This is a genomic window from Paenibacillus phoenicis, from assembly GCF_034718895.1.
Lineage (GTDB): Bacteria > Bacillota > Bacilli > Paenibacillales > Paenibacillaceae > Fontibacillus > Fontibacillus phoenicis.
This window is the reverse complement of the sequence record NZ_JAYERP010000001.1, coordinates 3,334,472-3,350,913: the sequence shown is the minus strand read 5'-3', so window position 1 is coordinate 3,350,913 and position 16,442 is coordinate 3,334,472. Positions and strand designations below refer to the sequence as shown.

12 protein-coding genes are annotated in these 16,442 nt (G+C 55.4%); 7 read left to right on the top strand and 5 right to left on the bottom strand.

Translation table 11 applies throughout. From position 1 onward, the window contains the following. Positions 1-59 precede the first annotated feature (59 nt). Both U9M73_RS15905 and U9M73_RS15900 read right to left on the bottom strand, forming a co-directional pair. Entirely contained in the window at positions 60-1,037 is a 978-nt protein-coding gene (locus tag U9M73_RS15905) for a LacI family DNA-binding transcriptional regulator (protein WP_009223706.1), read from the bottom strand. 202 nt (positions 1,038-1,239) lie between these two features. Continuing rightward, entirely contained in the window at positions 1,240-2,463 is a 1,224-nt protein-coding gene (locus U9M73_RS15900) for an MFS transporter (RefSeq protein ID WP_323078020.1), read from the bottom strand. Positions 2,464-2,596: 133 nt separating this feature from the next. Between U9M73_RS15900 and mobA the strand changes: the two genes are divergently transcribed. Next, positions 2,597-3,277, top strand: coding sequence for a molybdenum cofactor guanylyltransferase (gene mobA / locus U9M73_RS15895; RefSeq protein WP_050769692.1), 681 nt, complete (start codon positions 2,597-2,599; stop codon positions 3,275-3,277). Here the strand turns inward: mobA and moaA are convergent. Next, positions 3,274-4,281 (bottom strand): GTP 3',8-cyclase MoaA, encoded by a 1,008-nt coding sequence (moaA, locus tag U9M73_RS15890; RefSeq protein WP_323078018.1) that lies wholly within the window; start codon positions 4,279-4,281, stop codon positions 3,274-3,276. The genes mobA and moaA overlap by 4 nt on opposite strands. Positions 4,282-4,596: 315 nt before the next feature. On the opposite strand from moaA, the gene U9M73_RS15885 reads away from it, so the two are divergent. Further along, entirely contained in the window at positions 4,597-5,292 is a 696-nt protein-coding gene (locus tag U9M73_RS15885; protein WP_323078016.1) for a TorD/DmsD family molecular chaperone, read from the top strand. Positions 5,293-5,635: 343 nt separating this feature from the next. Here U9M73_RS15885 and U9M73_RS15880 read toward each other — a convergent pair whose 3' ends face one another. Then, the gene (locus U9M73_RS15880; RefSeq protein WP_323078014.1) at positions 5,636-8,887 is read right to left on the bottom strand and encodes an efflux RND transporter permease subunit; all 3,252 of its coding nucleotides are present in this window, start codon (positions 8,885-8,887) and stop codon (positions 5,636-5,638) included. A gap of 43 nt (positions 8,888-8,930) precedes the next feature. Continuing rightward, on the bottom strand, positions 8,931-9,836 hold the full coding sequence (locus U9M73_RS15875) for a TetR/AcrR family transcriptional regulator (RefSeq protein WP_009223711.1): 906 nt from the start codon (positions 9,834-9,836) through the stop codon (positions 8,931-8,933). A gap of 190 nt (positions 9,837-10,026) precedes the next feature. On the opposite strand from U9M73_RS15875, the gene cls reads away from it, so the two are divergent. From cls to U9M73_RS15850, 5 genes are all read left to right on the top strand, one after another. Next, positions 10,027-11,535 carry a cardiolipin synthase gene (cls, locus tag U9M73_RS15870; RefSeq protein ID WP_009223712.1) on the top strand — a complete coding sequence of 503 codons (1,509 nt, stop codon included), beginning with the start codon at positions 10,027-10,029 and terminating at the stop codon, positions 11,533-11,535. A gap of 45 nt (positions 11,536-11,580) precedes the next feature. After that, on the top strand, positions 11,581-12,609 hold the full coding sequence (fni, locus tag U9M73_RS15865) for a type 2 isopentenyl-diphosphate Delta-isomerase (protein WP_260071028.1): 1,029 nt from the start codon (positions 11,581-11,583) through the stop codon (positions 12,607-12,609). Positions 12,610-13,232: 623 nt separating this feature from the next. Further along, complete coding sequence (locus U9M73_RS15860) at positions 13,233-13,793, top strand: ECF-type riboflavin transporter substrate-binding protein (RefSeq protein ID WP_311202278.1); 561 nt, start codon at positions 13,233-13,235, stop codon at positions 13,791-13,793. A gap of 15 nt (positions 13,794-13,808) precedes the next feature. Next, positions 13,809-15,611, top strand: a complete 1,803-nt coding sequence (locus U9M73_RS15855) for an ABC transporter ATP-binding protein (RefSeq protein ID WP_323078012.1) — start codon at positions 13,809-13,811, stop codon at positions 15,609-15,611. Further along, positions 15,608-16,438, top strand: coding sequence for an energy-coupling factor transporter transmembrane component T family protein (locus U9M73_RS15850; protein WP_009223717.1), 831 nt, complete (start codon positions 15,608-15,610; stop codon positions 16,436-16,438). The genes U9M73_RS15855 and U9M73_RS15850 overlap by 4 nt, the downstream gene beginning before the upstream one ends. Positions 16,439-16,442: the final 4 nt, after the last annotated feature.

Sequence of the window (16,442 nt, the reverse complement as noted above, 5' to 3'; positions counted from 1 at the left end):
GCAGAACCCTGCGTACAAAAAGGAGCCTTGCAGATCTCTGCTGGCTCCTTTTTTCTGTTTCACACCGAGCTTCGCTCGATAAACTGAAAGCTAAGCTCCTCCGAGACGGGTTGGCCTTCGCCGCCAGAAATTTGCGCGTGGACGATGGAAAACGCCCGTTCTCCGATCTCCGACAACCGGTTATCAATCGTCGTAATCCCAAGCAAGCTGGAGATCGGCTGGTTATCGAAGCCGATGACGGCGAAATCGCCCGGCACCTCGATCCCGCGAAGGCGTGCGGAGAGGATAAACCCCGCGGCGACTTGGTCACCGGTGATGAGCAAGGCGTCCGGGCGCTCGTTCATCGCGAGCAGCCGGTCCACCAGCGCCGCGCCATCCTCCCAATCGAGGTAGCCGTCCAGCACCCAATCCTCCCGGGCTTGCCCGCCCAAGGCCGCCAGGGTATCAGTGTAAGCCTTCAGACGGCTGCGGCTGCTGGGGCTGTTACGGCGGTAGATTGTAAACGCGATGCGGCGTTTCCCTTTTTCCCAGAGATAACGGATCGCGGTTTGAAAGCTGGCATAGTGATCGATATACACCGAGGAGAGGTTGCGGCCGCTCACCCGCTCGCATAACGCGATCGGACCGTAGTCGGCAAAGACTTCGATATCGCGGAGGGACAGGGCTCGTGAACAGATGATCAACCCGTCCATCTGCTTGTTGCGAAGCATCTCCAGCACCTTGCGTTCCTCGTTCGGGCGGTAGCCGGTCTGGCACAGCATCAGCTGGTAGTTGTTTTTCAACGCCTGTTTGGCGACGCCTTCCATGATCCTGGCAAAATAGTAATGGTTGATGTTCGGCAGGATCACGCCGATGGTTTGCGTCATACCTTTAATCAAATGGACGGCGTTCATGTTCCGCGAATAGTTGAGCCGGCGAATGGCTTCTTCAACCGCCTCCCGCTTGGCTGAACTGACGTAGGGGTGGCCGTTCAGTACCCGGGACACGGTTGTGACCGAGACGCCGGCGGCTTCTGCGATCTGTTTGATGTTCGGCATGGCAAACCGCTCCTTCCCTGTATGAAATCAAAAAGGATGTTGCTATGGAATGCATTTCATATTTTACAATGGAGATGCAATAAAGAAAACAATGCCCTCAACCGGCGTCACCTCGTTTGGGAGCGAGGGCGTTACGGTATCCGGCATTGTTTTCTTTCGTATTTCGTAAGATCGGCAGGCAGCGCATATAGCTGGCCGGTTGTTATGGTTCATCATGTAGATCGTCCATTGCCGGCGAATAGCCGTGATGGCGGATTTGATACCACATCGCGGCGAACCCAAGCGCACCGATTAGTGTTAACGCGACGCCGGACCGGTACATCACCACCGGACCGAAATTTTGAAATATCCAGCCGCCCCAGAAGCCCGCAATCACGCAGGCAAGGCCGCTGGCAGCAAAGGTATAGACCGCTTGTCCCGCTGATCTCAGCGGCCGCGGCAACAGCAGAGCGATCAGCTTGGTTCCGACGTAGAAGAATCCGCCAAACGTTACGGAGTGCAGCAGTTGAATGAGCAAGATGTGCACCGGGAGTGTCGCTTCAGACATCAAATCCCAGCGAATCGCAAACAACAGGCTGACGACGGTGATGCAAGCGAGCAAATAGGATAATTTTCGCTTTATCAAGCGGTCCAGCAGGATCAATGCGAGAAATTCAAAAACGGTCGATAAGAACACGGCACCGCCGACCGCCAACCGCGTTCCGCCGAGATCGATCATAAACAGCGGCATAAAGATGGTGTTGATTGCATTAGGGATTGCTACCAGCATGCTAAAGAGGACGAACACCAGCAGGTACTTGTTCTTTAGCGCCAGGCGCAGCTCCCCTCCCTTCAGCCAAGGGGTTTGAGACGCTTGGCGAATGGTGGGCAGCAACAGGGTAGCACCGATCGCCAGCATCAACGTTACGCTAAACAGCAGCGAGCTTCCCTCGTGGCCGACGGCATCGATGATGGGTCCGGCGGCCAGCGCGATGAACGTCCACCCGAGCGAGCCCCAAATGCGGTACGTTCTGAATTGCTTCGGCGTTTCTGCGATATAGCCGAGAGTCAAGGTATTGCTTTGCGAGAGCAGCGGGCTTAGGAAAAAATATAGCAGAATCATCGTCACGTACAACATCGAAAAGGTGTTGACCGTAAACACGAGATGTCCCATGATAAGTAAGCCCAGCAGCATGGCTAGCAGGATGGCACGTGGATTCTGCCTTTGGTCGCCCAGGGATTTCCAGAACGGGTGGGCCACCAAAGAAATGAAGGGACCGATGGCCATCAGGCTGCCAATCTCCAGCTTGTCCATCCCGATGTCCTGTAAATATAATTGAAAAAAGGCAGTGAAAATGACCAAGGTTCCGTAAATAAAAAAGTTAAGCAGACCTAACGGCAACAACGAAAAGGACGAATATCGTCTTTTTTCCTGCAAACGAGCCATTCCTTTCTATCCGGGTCCATATGGTCACAGGCGGGAAGCTTGTGACTATGATCCCAATGTAACACACAGGTGAAAGGGGATACAAACCAAGTTTTTTTGGTTTTACCATAATTTATGCATTGGGGGAAAACTGATGAACACAACCGCCATCATTTTAGCCGGTGGAAGATCCAGCCGGATGGGCAGCGATAAGGCGCTGCTTGAGCTTGGCGGCTTAACGGTGTTGGAACGGTTGATTCGAGAGCTGGAGACAGTGGCTTCAAGAATCGTGATCGCAGGGGGGACGAAGGCGGTTTATGAACGGTTCGGCAAAGAAGTCGTGACCGACCGTTATCCGGGGGCCGGACCGCTGGCTGGGTTGCATGCCGGGTTGGAGAGCTCGACGACCCGCTGGAACCTCGCGGTCGCTTGCGATACGCCGTTCGCGAATCGCGGCCTGTTCCGCGCTTTGCTGGAGCGGGCGGAGGCGGCGGAGGAAACGGCGGCTCGGGTTGACCGGGCAAGCGGCATGGCAGCAGACGCCCCGGGCGGCTTCGCAGCGGCCGAGGCGATCCTGGCCCGCACGGAGGGGCGGGCCCATCCGCTGCTGGCGGCCTATCGGCGCAGCGTGCTTCCAGGCTTGGAAGCACGGCTGCGGGCAGGCCGCCTCAAAATGACGGCTTGGACCGAGACGCTGTGCACCGAATATATCGAAGGGGAGGCCCTCGCCAACGCTTCGGGCCTCCCCTTGGAGTGGTGCACGTTTAATATGAACAAGCCGGAGGACTATGAGCAGGCCCGGACTTGGTTAGCGTCGGGCCGCTCTGGGGTTTAGCCGCCGATCTGGGACATCCGGCGGGCGGTTGGCGTATGGCTTTGTTGCTTACGCTCCAAAGCCAGCGCCATTTCATGGTTCTTCGGCTTGGCTCCCAGCGCCTTCAGGAACAGGGAGCGGATGCCTTCATGGTCGCCGGCTGCGGCATAGGGGCGCACGTGCAGCTCATCCGACCAATACAGGCAGGCCTTGATATGTCCGTCAGCGGTCAAGCGCAGCCGGTTGCAGCTGTCGCAGAAATGCTCGCTGACCGGATGAATTAGCCCAAACGTTCCGGCGGCACCCGCAACGCGGCGGCTTTCGGCAGGACCGTTACCGCGCGGACCTTCGACGCCTTCCACTTCCCAGCCCGCTTCCCGGCAGACGTCTTCCACGGCCGTCAGAGGCAGGTAGGTTTTACGCCAGGTGTCGCTGGCACTGCCAATCGGCATATATTCGATAAAGCGAACATGCAGCGGCTGATCTAACGTTAACGCGATAAAATCGCGGATTTCATCCTCATTGATTCCTTTCATCAGGACCACGTTGAGCTTAATCGGCTCAAAACCGACCTCGACGGCGGCCTGAATGCCTTCCAGCACCTTCTCCACCTCACCGCCGCGGGTAATCATCGCGAAGCGGTCCTGACGCAGTGAATCCAGACTGATGTTCACCCGTTTTAATCCCGCTTGCTTCAGCAGCTCCGCTTTTTTCGCAAGAAACATGCCGTTCGTCGTTAGTGCAATATCTTCAATGCCCGGAATGCTGGAGAGCATGGCAACAAGTTGTTCTAAATCTTTGCGCACCAGCGGTTCGCCGCCGGTAAGCCGAATTTTGCGGAGGCCCATCGGAGTAAGCGCCGATACTGTCTCGGCAATTTCCTCGTAGCTCATGATTTCCTCATGCGGTTGAAACACCATTCCTTCGGCGGGCATGCAATAGACGCAGCGCAAATTGCATCGGTCAGTGACGGAGATGCGCAGGTAATCATGTTTTCGCCCAAAGGAATCAAGCAGCTGCTCCATGTGTACGCCTCCTTTTCTCTTCAGGTGTTTCAAATTTAATATATATTCATCTAGGGGTCAATGCGTTGACACACACTGTTCAAGTATATTCTGTATCGGACAACGATACAATGAAAGTAAAGTGTAATAAAGATCACATTAAAGCGCTTACAATGAGAGGTATAATACAAGTGAGCGATACGTGATCCCCCTTAATCATGTGTCGGTATATGCTTTCGAGATGATTTCCCGCATGATGAAGGGAGTCATCTTTTTTTTCATATCATGGCATGGCAAGTTTGATTTACGATGTCGTTTTGAGGGAGATGAATTTGGATGGCAATGCTGTTCAAACCTTTGGTCTATACGCAGGAGCAGGTTGAGTGGTTGGAAACTCGCGGGATGGTATATCAACTATTAATGGATTTTCTGAGCCGCCCGCCGCGGATGTCCTTGATTGCTCAGTGGCGCCGTAAGGTAGCGCAGTACCCGAAGGCAGGGACCAGCAAGGGGGGGCGTAGACTGATTGCCTATCTGGAGAGCATTCCCGAAGCAATGTTTCGCAGTGTCTGCCATCAAGAAGCGAAGGAGTACGAGCGCTTGTTTTCGGGGCGGGAGGCGATCATTCCGTCCTGTGAAAGCTTGTTCCGCAGTCGCCATGAAGGTGGCGGCGCTTTGGCTTGTATCGCCCAAGTCCGCAAATTATATATGGATAATGCGATCGTATTCAATAAATTAAACGGGGAGCGCGACGACCATATCGCACTGGAGCTGGAATTTATGGCCGTGCTCGCGGAAGGCATGCTGGCGAAAGCCAATCTGCAGCAAAGCTGCCTGGAACTGGCGGATGTGCAGATCCACTTCCTGGAGGAGCATTTGCTGAAGTGGGCGCAGCCGTTTGCCCAAGAGCTGATGCAAGCCACGCAAAGTCCGCTCTTTATCGGATTGGCTGAATTGCTGGATGAATTCCTGGTTCAAGATTTGTCGCAGCTTCGAGCCTGGCGGGAAAGTCAGCATCCGGTGATGGGATAGAAAAAGGACCTCAACCTCCGCAGATCGCGGGGTGGGGTCCTTTTTGTTGCCTGGCCAGGATATGAATTCTAACGCTTGCCACAGGTCTTATTTGGGCCAAAATCGCCGTATTGAGATTCTAACGCTTGGGACAGCGCTTATTCTCTCATTTCGTGGCCGAAAACTGTAGTTTTGACCGCAATAGCGTTGCTCATCGTCGTTAGAATCTCAACTTAGTCAGATTTGCCCAAATAACGTTCGTCATCAGCGTTACAGCCGGAATTGGATGCGGCTATTCGATGGGGCGCGCTAAATGGGAAAAGACGACGCAGGATATATTTCCCTACGTCGTCCTTGTGCTGTTTTAATCGAGTTCCTTGGCCGACATATCGCGGCGACGGAACTTCATCAGGAATTCGTAGACGATTGGCACGATGACCAGCGTGAGCAGCGTCGAGCTGATCAAACCGCCGATGACGGTGATGCCGAGGCCGCGCGAGATAATCCCTGCGCTGCGTTCCCAGCCGAAGACCAGCGGCAGCAGTGCGCCGATCGTCGCCAAGGCGGTCATCAGAATCGGACGAAGCCGGGTTGTTCCCGCTTCGAGCAAGGCTTCGCGGGTGGACAAGCCTTCGCGTTCCTTATGGATGACACGGTCAATCAAGACAATCGCGTTGGTCACGACGATCCCGATGAGCATGAGCACGCCCATCAATGCCGAGACGTTTAGTGTCTCTCCGCCGATCAGAAGGCCTACCATGGCACCGATCACGATGAACGGCAGGGAGAAGAGAATCGTAAATGGAGCCAAGCCTCCGCCGAAGGTGACGACGAGAACAAAATAGACGATGGCGATGGCCGCCAACATGGCGAGGCCGAGCTGGCCAAACGTATCGTTGATTTGTTCGGTGACGCCGCCGAATTTGACGGTAACGCCGTCCGGCAGATCCAGCTTGTCGATTTTCTCCTGCAGGCTGGTCGATGCCTTTTGTACGTCGGTAGAGGTGATTTTTGCGCTGACTTCAACGACCATCTTCCCGTCGATCCGCATGATGGAATCCGGGGAGGTGCCTTTTTCCACCTTCGCCACGTCCTTGATCGGGACTTGAATGCCCAGCGGCGAAGTCAGCGTTGCATTTTCGATATCGGTAATGCTGTGATAAGTCTCGCTGTCGGCTTCAATATATACATTGTATTTCTTGCCGTCGATGGCGACCTCGGTCAGAACCGGACGTTCCCGAACCGGGCTCAGCTTCATTGCCAGTTGGCCCGGCGTCAAGCCAAGGGAGCTCAACTTCTGTTGATCCGCAACCAAAGTGTATTGCTCATAGGTTTTGGATAGGCTGGTGTCGCCTTTTTCAAAGTTCTTCGTATCCTCTTGAATCAGGGAGAGGATTTGATCCGATACCGGCTTGATCTGCTCCAGCTCGTCTCCAAAGACATTAACGCTTAGCGTGCTGCCGCCCAGACCGCCGGTCATGAGCTCGGACATATCGTTCCATTCACCCTTCGGAAGCTCGGTCCGCAGGCCTTCGATCAGCTTTTCTTTGACATCGTTAAATTGTTTGGTATCTGGATCATAGGCGATATAGAACAAAGCTGAGTTCGAGGAACCCATCCCCAGCGGATTGTCGCCGCCAACGGAATATTGCATTCGATCGACGTTCGGCTGCTCCAGGATATATTTCTCAACTTGCAGCATATCCCTTTCCACATCCTCCAGTCGAGCTCCGGGTTCAGGGGAGTAGGTAACCATCACATATTTATCCTCTTGTTCCGGCAGGAAGCTGACGCCGACCAGCGGGTACAAGAACAAGCTGCCGATCAGCAGGACGACCGCAAGTCCGAAGGTGATCAGCTTATGGGACAGCGACCATTCTAGGATGCGGCGATAGCCGCGGGCCATGCCTCTTGGCTTCTCATCGTGGTCATGCTTCTTGTTAAGACCTTTGCGGAACAGCGTATGCGCCAGCGCTGGTACGAGGGTAATGGCGACCAGCAGCGACGCCAGCAGCGAGAAGACCATCGTGAGCGCAAACGGCTGGAACAATTCCCCGACCATCCCGCTGACGAAAGCGAGCGGCAGGAACACGGCGATCGTGACGATCGTCGAGGACATAATCGGGATGAACATCTCCCGTGTTGCTTCGATAATCAGCTTGCTTCCCTTTAGCTTCTCGCCCGTCAGGGACAAGCGCCGGTAAATGTTCTCGATGACGACGATTGAGTCGTCGACCACGCGGCCGATGGCAACGGTCATGGCACCCAGCGTCATCATGTTCAGTGTAATATCCATCTGCTTCAAAGCCAAAATGGCGATCAGCAGCGATAACGGGATCGAGATAATGGAAATGATCGTCGAACGAATGTTACGCAGGAAGATCAGGATGATCAACACGGCGAACAAGGCGCCAAACAACGCTTTGGACAGCATCGTGTTCACCGAGTCGGTGATCGGCTGACCTTGGTCCAGCAGGACCGTAAAGTTGATATGGTCGTATTGCTTGCTCAGCTCTTTGGCGGCTTCCTTGACCTCGTTGACAACGTCAACGGTGTTGGCATCGTTGGATTTGACGATCTGAATGCCGATCGATTCCTCCCCATTGGTCCGGGAGATCGATTCGGCTTTACCAACTGTTTCGATGTCAGCGATGTCGCCAAGTTTGACGGTCGGGAGGCCGGTTGGAACAGCTCCCATCGCTCCTCCAGCGTTAGCGCCGGCTGCTGCACCCGCACCGCCAGCCGCACCTGCGCTGCCTGCGCCGCCAGCCGCATCCGCACCACCAGCTGCGCCAGCAGCAGTACCAGCCGCTGTACCAGCGCCACTAGCCGCAGCCATACCTCCTGCGGCATTGGCGCCAGCAGAGCTAGGTACGATCGGAATAGCTAAGTTTTTCAAATCATCTACGGTTGTGATGTTCCCGTCAACAACGACGGCCTTCTCGGATTCCTCAAGGCTAAACAACCCCAGCGGCACGCGGAGCGCGGAACCTTGCACGATTCCTTTTACGGTATCTTCCGTCAGGCCGAGCTCCTTCAGCTTGGCTTCGTCAAATTTCAAACTGACCTCACGGACGAACTGGCCGGCGATTTGCACGGAAGCGACGCCGTCCAAATCCTCGAGCACAGGTTTGATGTCGTTCTCCGTAATCCGGGTCAAATCTTCGAGACTGCCGGATTCCTTATCCGACAAGCTGAGGGAAACGACCGGCATGGAATTCAGACTAAACCGGGTGATCTGCGGCTTCTGGGCATCATCCGGAAGCTGCACATCGTTTAATGCCTCGCGAACCGCCGCGGTGGCATTGTCCAAGTTGGTGTCGTAATCAAATTCAATAATGAGCGAGGCAGCGTTCTCCATCGAAGTGGAGGTAATTGTCTTTACACCGTCGACATTATGCAGCCGCGTTTCCAGCGGCTTGGTGATCTCCTCGACTACGCCTTCCGGCGCAGCGCCTGGATAGACCGCGGTTACGCTAAGGTAAGGCACGTTAATGTTTGGAATGGTCTCCTGCTTCATCGTTAGACCGCTGTACAATCCCATGGCAGTCACGATGACCGTCAGAAGCCAAATCGCGAACTTATTGCGCAGGGAAAACTGGATGATACTCTTCATATGCGGGTTTCTGCTCCTCTCTTTCCTATGAGTACTTCCTCATTTACGTGTGCTGGATATAAACCTGCAGCAGCTGCTTTAAATCAGCAGAATGCTGAGCCAGCTCCGGGATGGCGGCCAAATTGGCCAGCATGCCCTTAATAATGGCGCGGCGCGGACGAAGCTCCAAAATTTCACGCTCCAGAATTTGCAGGGTTTCCAGCGCTTCCTGCTGTCTGTCTGCATCGGTGATGGCACTAAGGTGATCACGGAGGCGTTTGACTGCGATGATCGGATGCTGCTGCAAATCCAGGCTGCCTGGAGCCCCTTCGGTCATGAGCCGCAACGCTTCTTCAGAAATCAACGGCTCAGGACGGTTGCTTAACTGATGTTGGGCTGCCAAGTCGAGCAGATCCATCAAGTGGCTCGCCATCTGTTCCGGCGAGGCGGAAACATGGGGCTCGAACAGTAACCGGATGTACATGCCGACCATGCCGTAAGCGATCGTTAACAGATCGCCCGTGTACGGCTCGATCATCGGCCCGTAGATGGCCTCCAGCTTGTTCTTCCCGTGACGTAACAGCTTGGAATTGTGCGCCTTGACCGAAGCAGGTTCTTTGTAGGGCGTACCGTTTTTGTGCCAGTCCTGAAACTGCATGATCAAGAATTCACGCAGCTCAAGCACCAGTTCGAGCATGACAATGATCTGGCGCCACAGTTTCTCTCTTGGCGTCAATCCCTGCTGCAGTTCCACCTGCGTCAGATGGTCAAGCAGCATCTGGTAGCAGTAGTCGAACAAGCTCTGCTCCAGTTCCTCTTTCGATTTAAAGTGAAGGTAGAGACTGCCCTTGGACATCCCGCAAGCTTCGGCGATCTCCTGCATCGACGTGGCGGACGAGCCCTTGGTCGAAAATAGCTGCATGGCCGCACGTAAAATCAGCTTCTTTTTGTCGATGGATGGATGAGACAAATAAAAACTGAACCCCCTTCCTCTGACTCATGGGTTCTCGTTCTGACTCCATGGTCATTATCGATTATAGTATAAAGCCCAGGCGGATACAAATGAGCGTATGTACATTTTTCCTCCCACCAGTAGGAAGAATTCGAGCGTTCATGTAGAATATAATCACATGCATCAATAGGTAAAGAGGGAGTATAACATGAGACGGGGACTTCAAATCATTATCATCGCCGCAATATTATTTGCTTTCTATTATTTTGGATTTGGCGTCTTCGGTAAATTTGGGGGTACGCTCGTTAGTATCTTCCAAACGCTGACCGTCATTACGATCGGCTTCGCCATTTTTATGGAGAACCGCAATCCTTCCAGCACGGTGGCCTGGATTCTCGTGCTTGCTTTGCTGCCGGTCGTCGGGCTGGTGCTTTATTTTCTGCTGGGCCAAAATTACTTCAAGCGGCGTAAATTCGATAAAAAAGCGGAGCAGGATCGCCTCAGCTATGAGCGGATCGACCGCAGCGCTCACCCGCTGCCTCGGGATTTGTCGCAGTTTAGTCCCAGTCAACAGCGCTTGCTGCATCTGTCCCAGCGGCTGGCTCGCACGCCATTCTCAATGGCAACCCGCACGTACGTGTTGACCAACGGGGAAGAGACGTTTACGAACCTGCTGCGCGAGCTAAAGAAAGCCAAGCATCATATCCATATGGAATACTATATCTACCGTGCCGACGACATCGGACGGGAAATTCAGAAAACGCTGATAGAAAAGGCACGGGCCGGGGTTGAGGTCCGTTTTATGTTTGACGCGGTAGGCAGCATCGGCTTGCCCAAATCGTTTATCGCGGAGCTGCGCGCTGCAGGAGTGAAGGTTGGGATTTACGGGCCGATGCGTTTTTTGTCTTTGTCGAGCCGGGTGAATTATCGCAACCACCGCAAGATCGTCGTGATCGACGGCAATACTGGATTTATCGGCGGTCTCAACGTCGGCGACGAATATTTGAGCCGCAGCAAGACGTACGGCTTCTGGCGAGATACCCACATGCTGGTTAAAGGGGAGGCGGTCCGGTCGTTGCAAATCATTTTCCTGCAAGACTGGCAGTACGTCACCGGGGAGAAAATTATGGATCTCGCCTACCTGTCTCCTGAGCTGGAGCAGGGCTGCAGCGGCGCGGTGCAGATCGTGCCAAGCGGGCCTGACAACGAAAGCCGGACGCTCAAGAACATCTTCTTTGCGATGATCACATCAGCGAAGAAGTCGGTATGGCTGGCGACGCCGTACTTTATTCCGGATGAGGATATCCTGACCGCGCTGCGCGTGGCCGGCTTATCGGGGATCGACGTGCGTATCCTGTTCCCGGCCAGACCGGACAAATGGCTGCCGTTCCTGGCATCCCATTCGTACTTCCCATCGCTGCTGGAGGTTGGGGTGAAAATCTTCGAATACGAAAAAGGCTTTCTGCATTCCAAGCTGCTGATCGTTGACGGGGAAGTAGCCACGATCGGAACAGCGAACATGGATATGCGCAGCTTCCATTTGAATTTTGAGGTGAACGCACTCCTGGTGCAAAACGAAAGCGTAACTAAGGTTGTCAACAATTTCGAACGCGATCTTCTGTCGGCGAAGCTGATCGACAAGGACGAATTTATGAATAAGAAAATCCCGGTACGTCTGGCGGAATCCGCGGCCCGGCTATTATCTCCGCTGTTGTAACAGGGGTAATCCCTGTGTATTTCGCGGAAAAGGAGAGTGTACGGCATGGAACCCACATCGGAACGCAAAACCGAGCATATCCGGCTCTGTCTGGAGGAGCAAGTGAATGCGGAGGGCATCCTGAACGGCTTTGAAAAATACCGCTTTCGCCATAACGCCTTGCCAGAGCTGGATTTCGCCGAGATCAGCCTAAAGACGGCGTTTCTCGGCGCATCGTTGCGAACGCCGCTCCTGATCAGCTCGATGACCGGCGGCAGCCGGCTGGCCGGCGAGATCAATGCGCGCCTAGCCGAAGCGGCGGAGCGGCGCGGTTGGGCCATGGGCGTCGGCTCGGTCCGGGCCGCCGTTGAGCGGGACGAGCTAGCGCATACGTTTGCCGTGCGTCGGTTTGCGCCGACCATCCCGATCATCGCCAACTTAGGCGCGGTGCAGCTCAATTACGGCTACGGGCCGGAGGATTGCAAGCGGGCGGTGGAGATCGCCGGAGCGGACATGCTGGTGCTGCATCTGAACAGCCTGCAGGAGGTGTTCCAGCCGGAGGGAGATACGAACTTCGGCGGACTGCTGCGGCGGATCGAGGAGGTGTGCCGAGAGCTGCCGATTCCAGTTGGCGTAAAGGAGGTCGGCTGGGGCATCGACGGCGCTACGGCAAAACGGCTGCGCGAAGCAGGCGTCGCCTTCATCGACGTCGCAGGCGCCGGCGGCACCTCGTGGAGCCAGGTCGAGAAGTTCCGCGGCAGCGACCCCGTGCGCCGCGCGGCCGCGGAGGCATTCGCGGATTGGGGAATCCCCACCGCCGAATGCATCCGCGAGGTGCGGGCGGCGGTGCCCGACGCCGCCCTGATTGGCAGCGGCGGCCTGAACACCGGCGTGGACGCTGCCAAAGCGCTGGCGCTTGGTGCGGACCTGGCCGGGTTCGGCCGGGCGCTGCTCGAACCGGCAGTGCAGTCGGAGGAGCAGCTGGACGCGCTTCTGGAGCGCGTTGAGCTGGAGCTCCGCACTGCCATGTTCGGCATCGGCGCCGGGAGCATTCCGGCGCTGCGGAACACATCGCGGCTCGTGCGCCGCGAGTAGTGGGGGTGCATCGCGACCTTGAGGAAAGGGATGTTGGCCGATCGGCCGTTTTAATGGATTATCCCCCTTATTCAGGTATCCCTCTCATTCAGCTAGAAGTTGGTAGGGGATTACTTATCCCATGGGGTTCCGATTTGAACCGTGTGGGGTATCTTTGGGGGCTTTTTACGTAATTATCCCTTTCTGTCAGGGACGCCAGGAACATGGGAACCAAGGTTAAAACCCGCAACCCGACCGGCCCGACCAGTGAATGGTATCAAAAGAACGAATCTGATGTTCCGTGATGAGCGTTCCCTTCCTGAAGTTGTTTGCTCCCCTCTGGCTGATTCAGAGGGATAATGGTGAGAGGTCGGCCCAGGCAGGGGGCGTCCGCTGAACGGAGCTGGCCCGTCATGTTTCAAATCGTCCAAGATCATATTCCATCATCCCGTTTCATAATTCCAACTAATCTAGTAAGAATTTGTTGCAATCGGACGGAATCCCTATTATATTGAAGGAAACACCGGTCTGCGTGACGGCAACCTGACATCTTCCTTCGATAGGGAAACGGCGACCGGTAAATACATATCTGCTGCAAACCTGGGTTTGTTGCGGGCTTTGATGTAAAGGAGAGGGAGATGGATATGAAACCTTCATTGTGGAAGTGGAGCACGAGAACGGTGGTAACCATCGGGATTGGCGCTGCGCTCTATGGAGCGACCAGTTGGATTGGCATCCCGATTGCGCCGGATACGCAGCTTCGGCCGGCGATCGCTTTGCTGGCGATTTTCGGTGCGTTGTTTGGGCCGGTTGTTGGCTTTATCGCCGGATTTATCGGACACGTGATCAACGATTTGATTACAAGCGGCACCGTTTGGTGGGGCTGGGCACTTGGCTCAGGCATTACTGCGGCGTTTATGGGCCTGATTTATTTGGCTAAGGATTTCAACGCTCAGGAAGGGCAGATGAAGAAGAACCACGTGGCCTGGTTTGTGGTGTATGGGATTGTGGGGATCTTCGTTTCCCTGGCGTTTTCCGGGTATTTTGATATCTTCGTGATGGGGGAACCCAACGATAAAATTTTGGTTCAGGTCATTTCCGCTGGGCTGGCCAACTTAGCCGTGTTTCTCATTCTGGGATTACCGGCGGTGCTGGCTTATGTGAGACGCAACCGCAGCAACTCGAATTTAAGCGTGGATAGATAGGAGTTTACTGAAAAAATGCAGCCTGTCATAACTTTCCGACATTTCAGTTTTCGGTACAAAAATCAAAGCGAACCTACGCTAAAGAACATCCACTTAGAGATCGCACGCGGGGAGAAAATATGGATCGCCGGCCCCAGCGGCTCCGGCAAGTCGACGTTAGCCCATTGTATCAATGGGCTAATTCCCTTTTCATACGGCGGTGAAATTTCGGGGCAGCTGCTGCTGGAAGGCCAAGATGCTTCGGCGATGACGATCTTCGAGCGCAGCCGCCGGGTCGGTACGATCCTGCAAAATCCGGATGCCCAGTTCGTTGGTCAGACGGTTGGCGAGGATGTGGCGTTCCAACTGGAAAACGAGGCGACTCCGCAGGATGTGATGAAGGAGGCTGTTTTTTCGGCGCTGGATCTGGTGGGCATGCGAGCCTTTGAAGCCCGGGGACCTCATGAGCTTTCCGGCGGGCAAAAACAGCAGGTATCGCTGGCCGGTGTATTGTCGACGCAAGCGGATATTTTGCTGTTTGACGAGCCGCTCGCGAATTTGGACCCAGCCAGCGGCGCCAAAGCGATGCGGCTGATTGACGAGATTCACCGCAACCAAGGAAAAACGGTCATCCTTATCGAGCATCGCGCCGAGGATGTGCTGCTGGAGCATATCGACCGCGTCATTGTCATGAACGAGGGGGAGATCACGGCGATTGGCATGCCGGACGAGCTGCTCGCTGCGGGGATCCTCCCTCAGTACGGCCTGCGCCAGCCGCTGTACTTGGACGCGCTGTGTCATGCGGGGCTGTCGTTGTCGAACTTCACCGGCTTGACTGACCCGGCGGCATTACGGCTCCAAGAACATGTGGTGATGCTGGATGGTAAGGGTGAAGGGAACGAGCAGGACGACAGTGAGCGGATGAAGGATGACAGACAGCGGACGGGTGGGAGTGAGCCTCAACTGCGGGAGCGGCTCGAGAGCTGGGCGGCTTCGGTTCCGCTGGTTGTACGGGGCGGCGTCGGAGAGCCGCTGCTTGAGTTGCGGGGTGTGTCGTTTGCCTACGAGCCGGGCACGAATGCGGTGGAGGACGTCTCGCTGACCGTCCGTGCAGGTGAGACTGTGGCTCTGCTTGGCAGCAACGGGGCTGGCAAATCGACGCTGTCAGGGTTGATCACCGGCTTGCTTAAGCCGAGTAAGGGCGAGATGCGCCTGTCCGGCGAGGTGATCAATGACTGGTCGATTCGCCGACGCGGCGAAGCGATCGGCTATGTGATGCAACACCCGCATCACATGCTGACCCAGCACATCGTGCGGGACGAGGTTCGAATTGGCCTCGCGGCACGCGGTGTACCCGAACCTGAGCGAGGGCGGCGGGCGGATGAGGCGCTGCGGATTTGCGGGCTGTACCCGTACCGCAACTGGCCGGTTTCCGCGCTGAGCTTCGGGCAGAAGAAGCGGCTGAGCATCGCGGCCATCCTGGCGCTTCAGCCGAAGCTCATGATCTTGGACGAGCCGACGGCGGGACAGGATTATCGGCATTATACCGAATTTATGGAATTTATTGCCCGGCTGGCCGCGGAGGGAATGGCGTTCTTGTTCATCACGCACGATATGCATTTGGCGTTGGAATATGCGGATCGGGCAGCGGTGATGGCCGGGGGCCGGATTATCGCAGAGGATACGGTGGCACGGATTCTCGCAGATGGAGATCTAACCGCTAGGGCCAACCTGCGGGAGACGAGTCTGGCCCGCTTCGCGAAGGCTCAGGGGCTCACCTCGCCTTCACGCTTTGTGGAAGCTTTTATCGCAGCGGAAAAGAAGGTGAAACGAGCATGAACCAAACGAGCGGATTATACGTTGCCGGGGAATCTTTCTTTCATCGGATGGATGCCGCCGTTAAGCTGATCCTGCTCTTGACCTGGACTGTCGTTACCTTCCTGTTCATGGATTTGCGTGTATTTGTCGTCATGCTGGCCGGCGGGGTTACGATGCTGCTGCTCGCCCGGGTTCCTTTCCGAAAAATGGCGCTTTTGTTTTGGGCTCTGATGGTTTTTACTGTGATTAACAGCATTTTTATTCTGCTGATTACGCCTCGCTTCGGCACGACGCTAACCGGAAGTGATACGCCGTTCATCCCGCTGGGCTATGATACGATTAATGCAGAAACGTTGTTTTACGTGTTGACGCTGTCGCTGAAATATCTCACGCTGCTGCCGATCACGCTGCTATTTATCTTTACGACGCACCCCAGCCGTTTTGCAGCCAGCTTAAACAAGTTAGGCGTGCCTTACAAGCTGGCATATGCGGTCAGCATTGCTTTTCGCTACATTCCCGATTTGACAAAGGAATTCCGCACGATTCTCAATGCGCTGCAGATGCGCGGGCTCGGCATCTCCCGCGGCGATGGCACACTGCTGCAACGGGCGCGGAATTTAACGCAGGCGGTTGTGCCGCTGCTGCAATCTTCGCTGCAGCGGATCGAATCGGTGTCCGATGCCATGGACCTGCGCGGATTCGGCACGAAGCCGCGGCGAACCTGGTACATGGGCACCGTCATGACGGGAAGCGATAAGCTGATCGCGCTGCTGTGCGTCGTGTTGCTGGCGACCGGCGTAGGTCTGAAGCAAAGCTTGCTTCAAGGCTTTTGGTATCCGTTTGGATAGATGA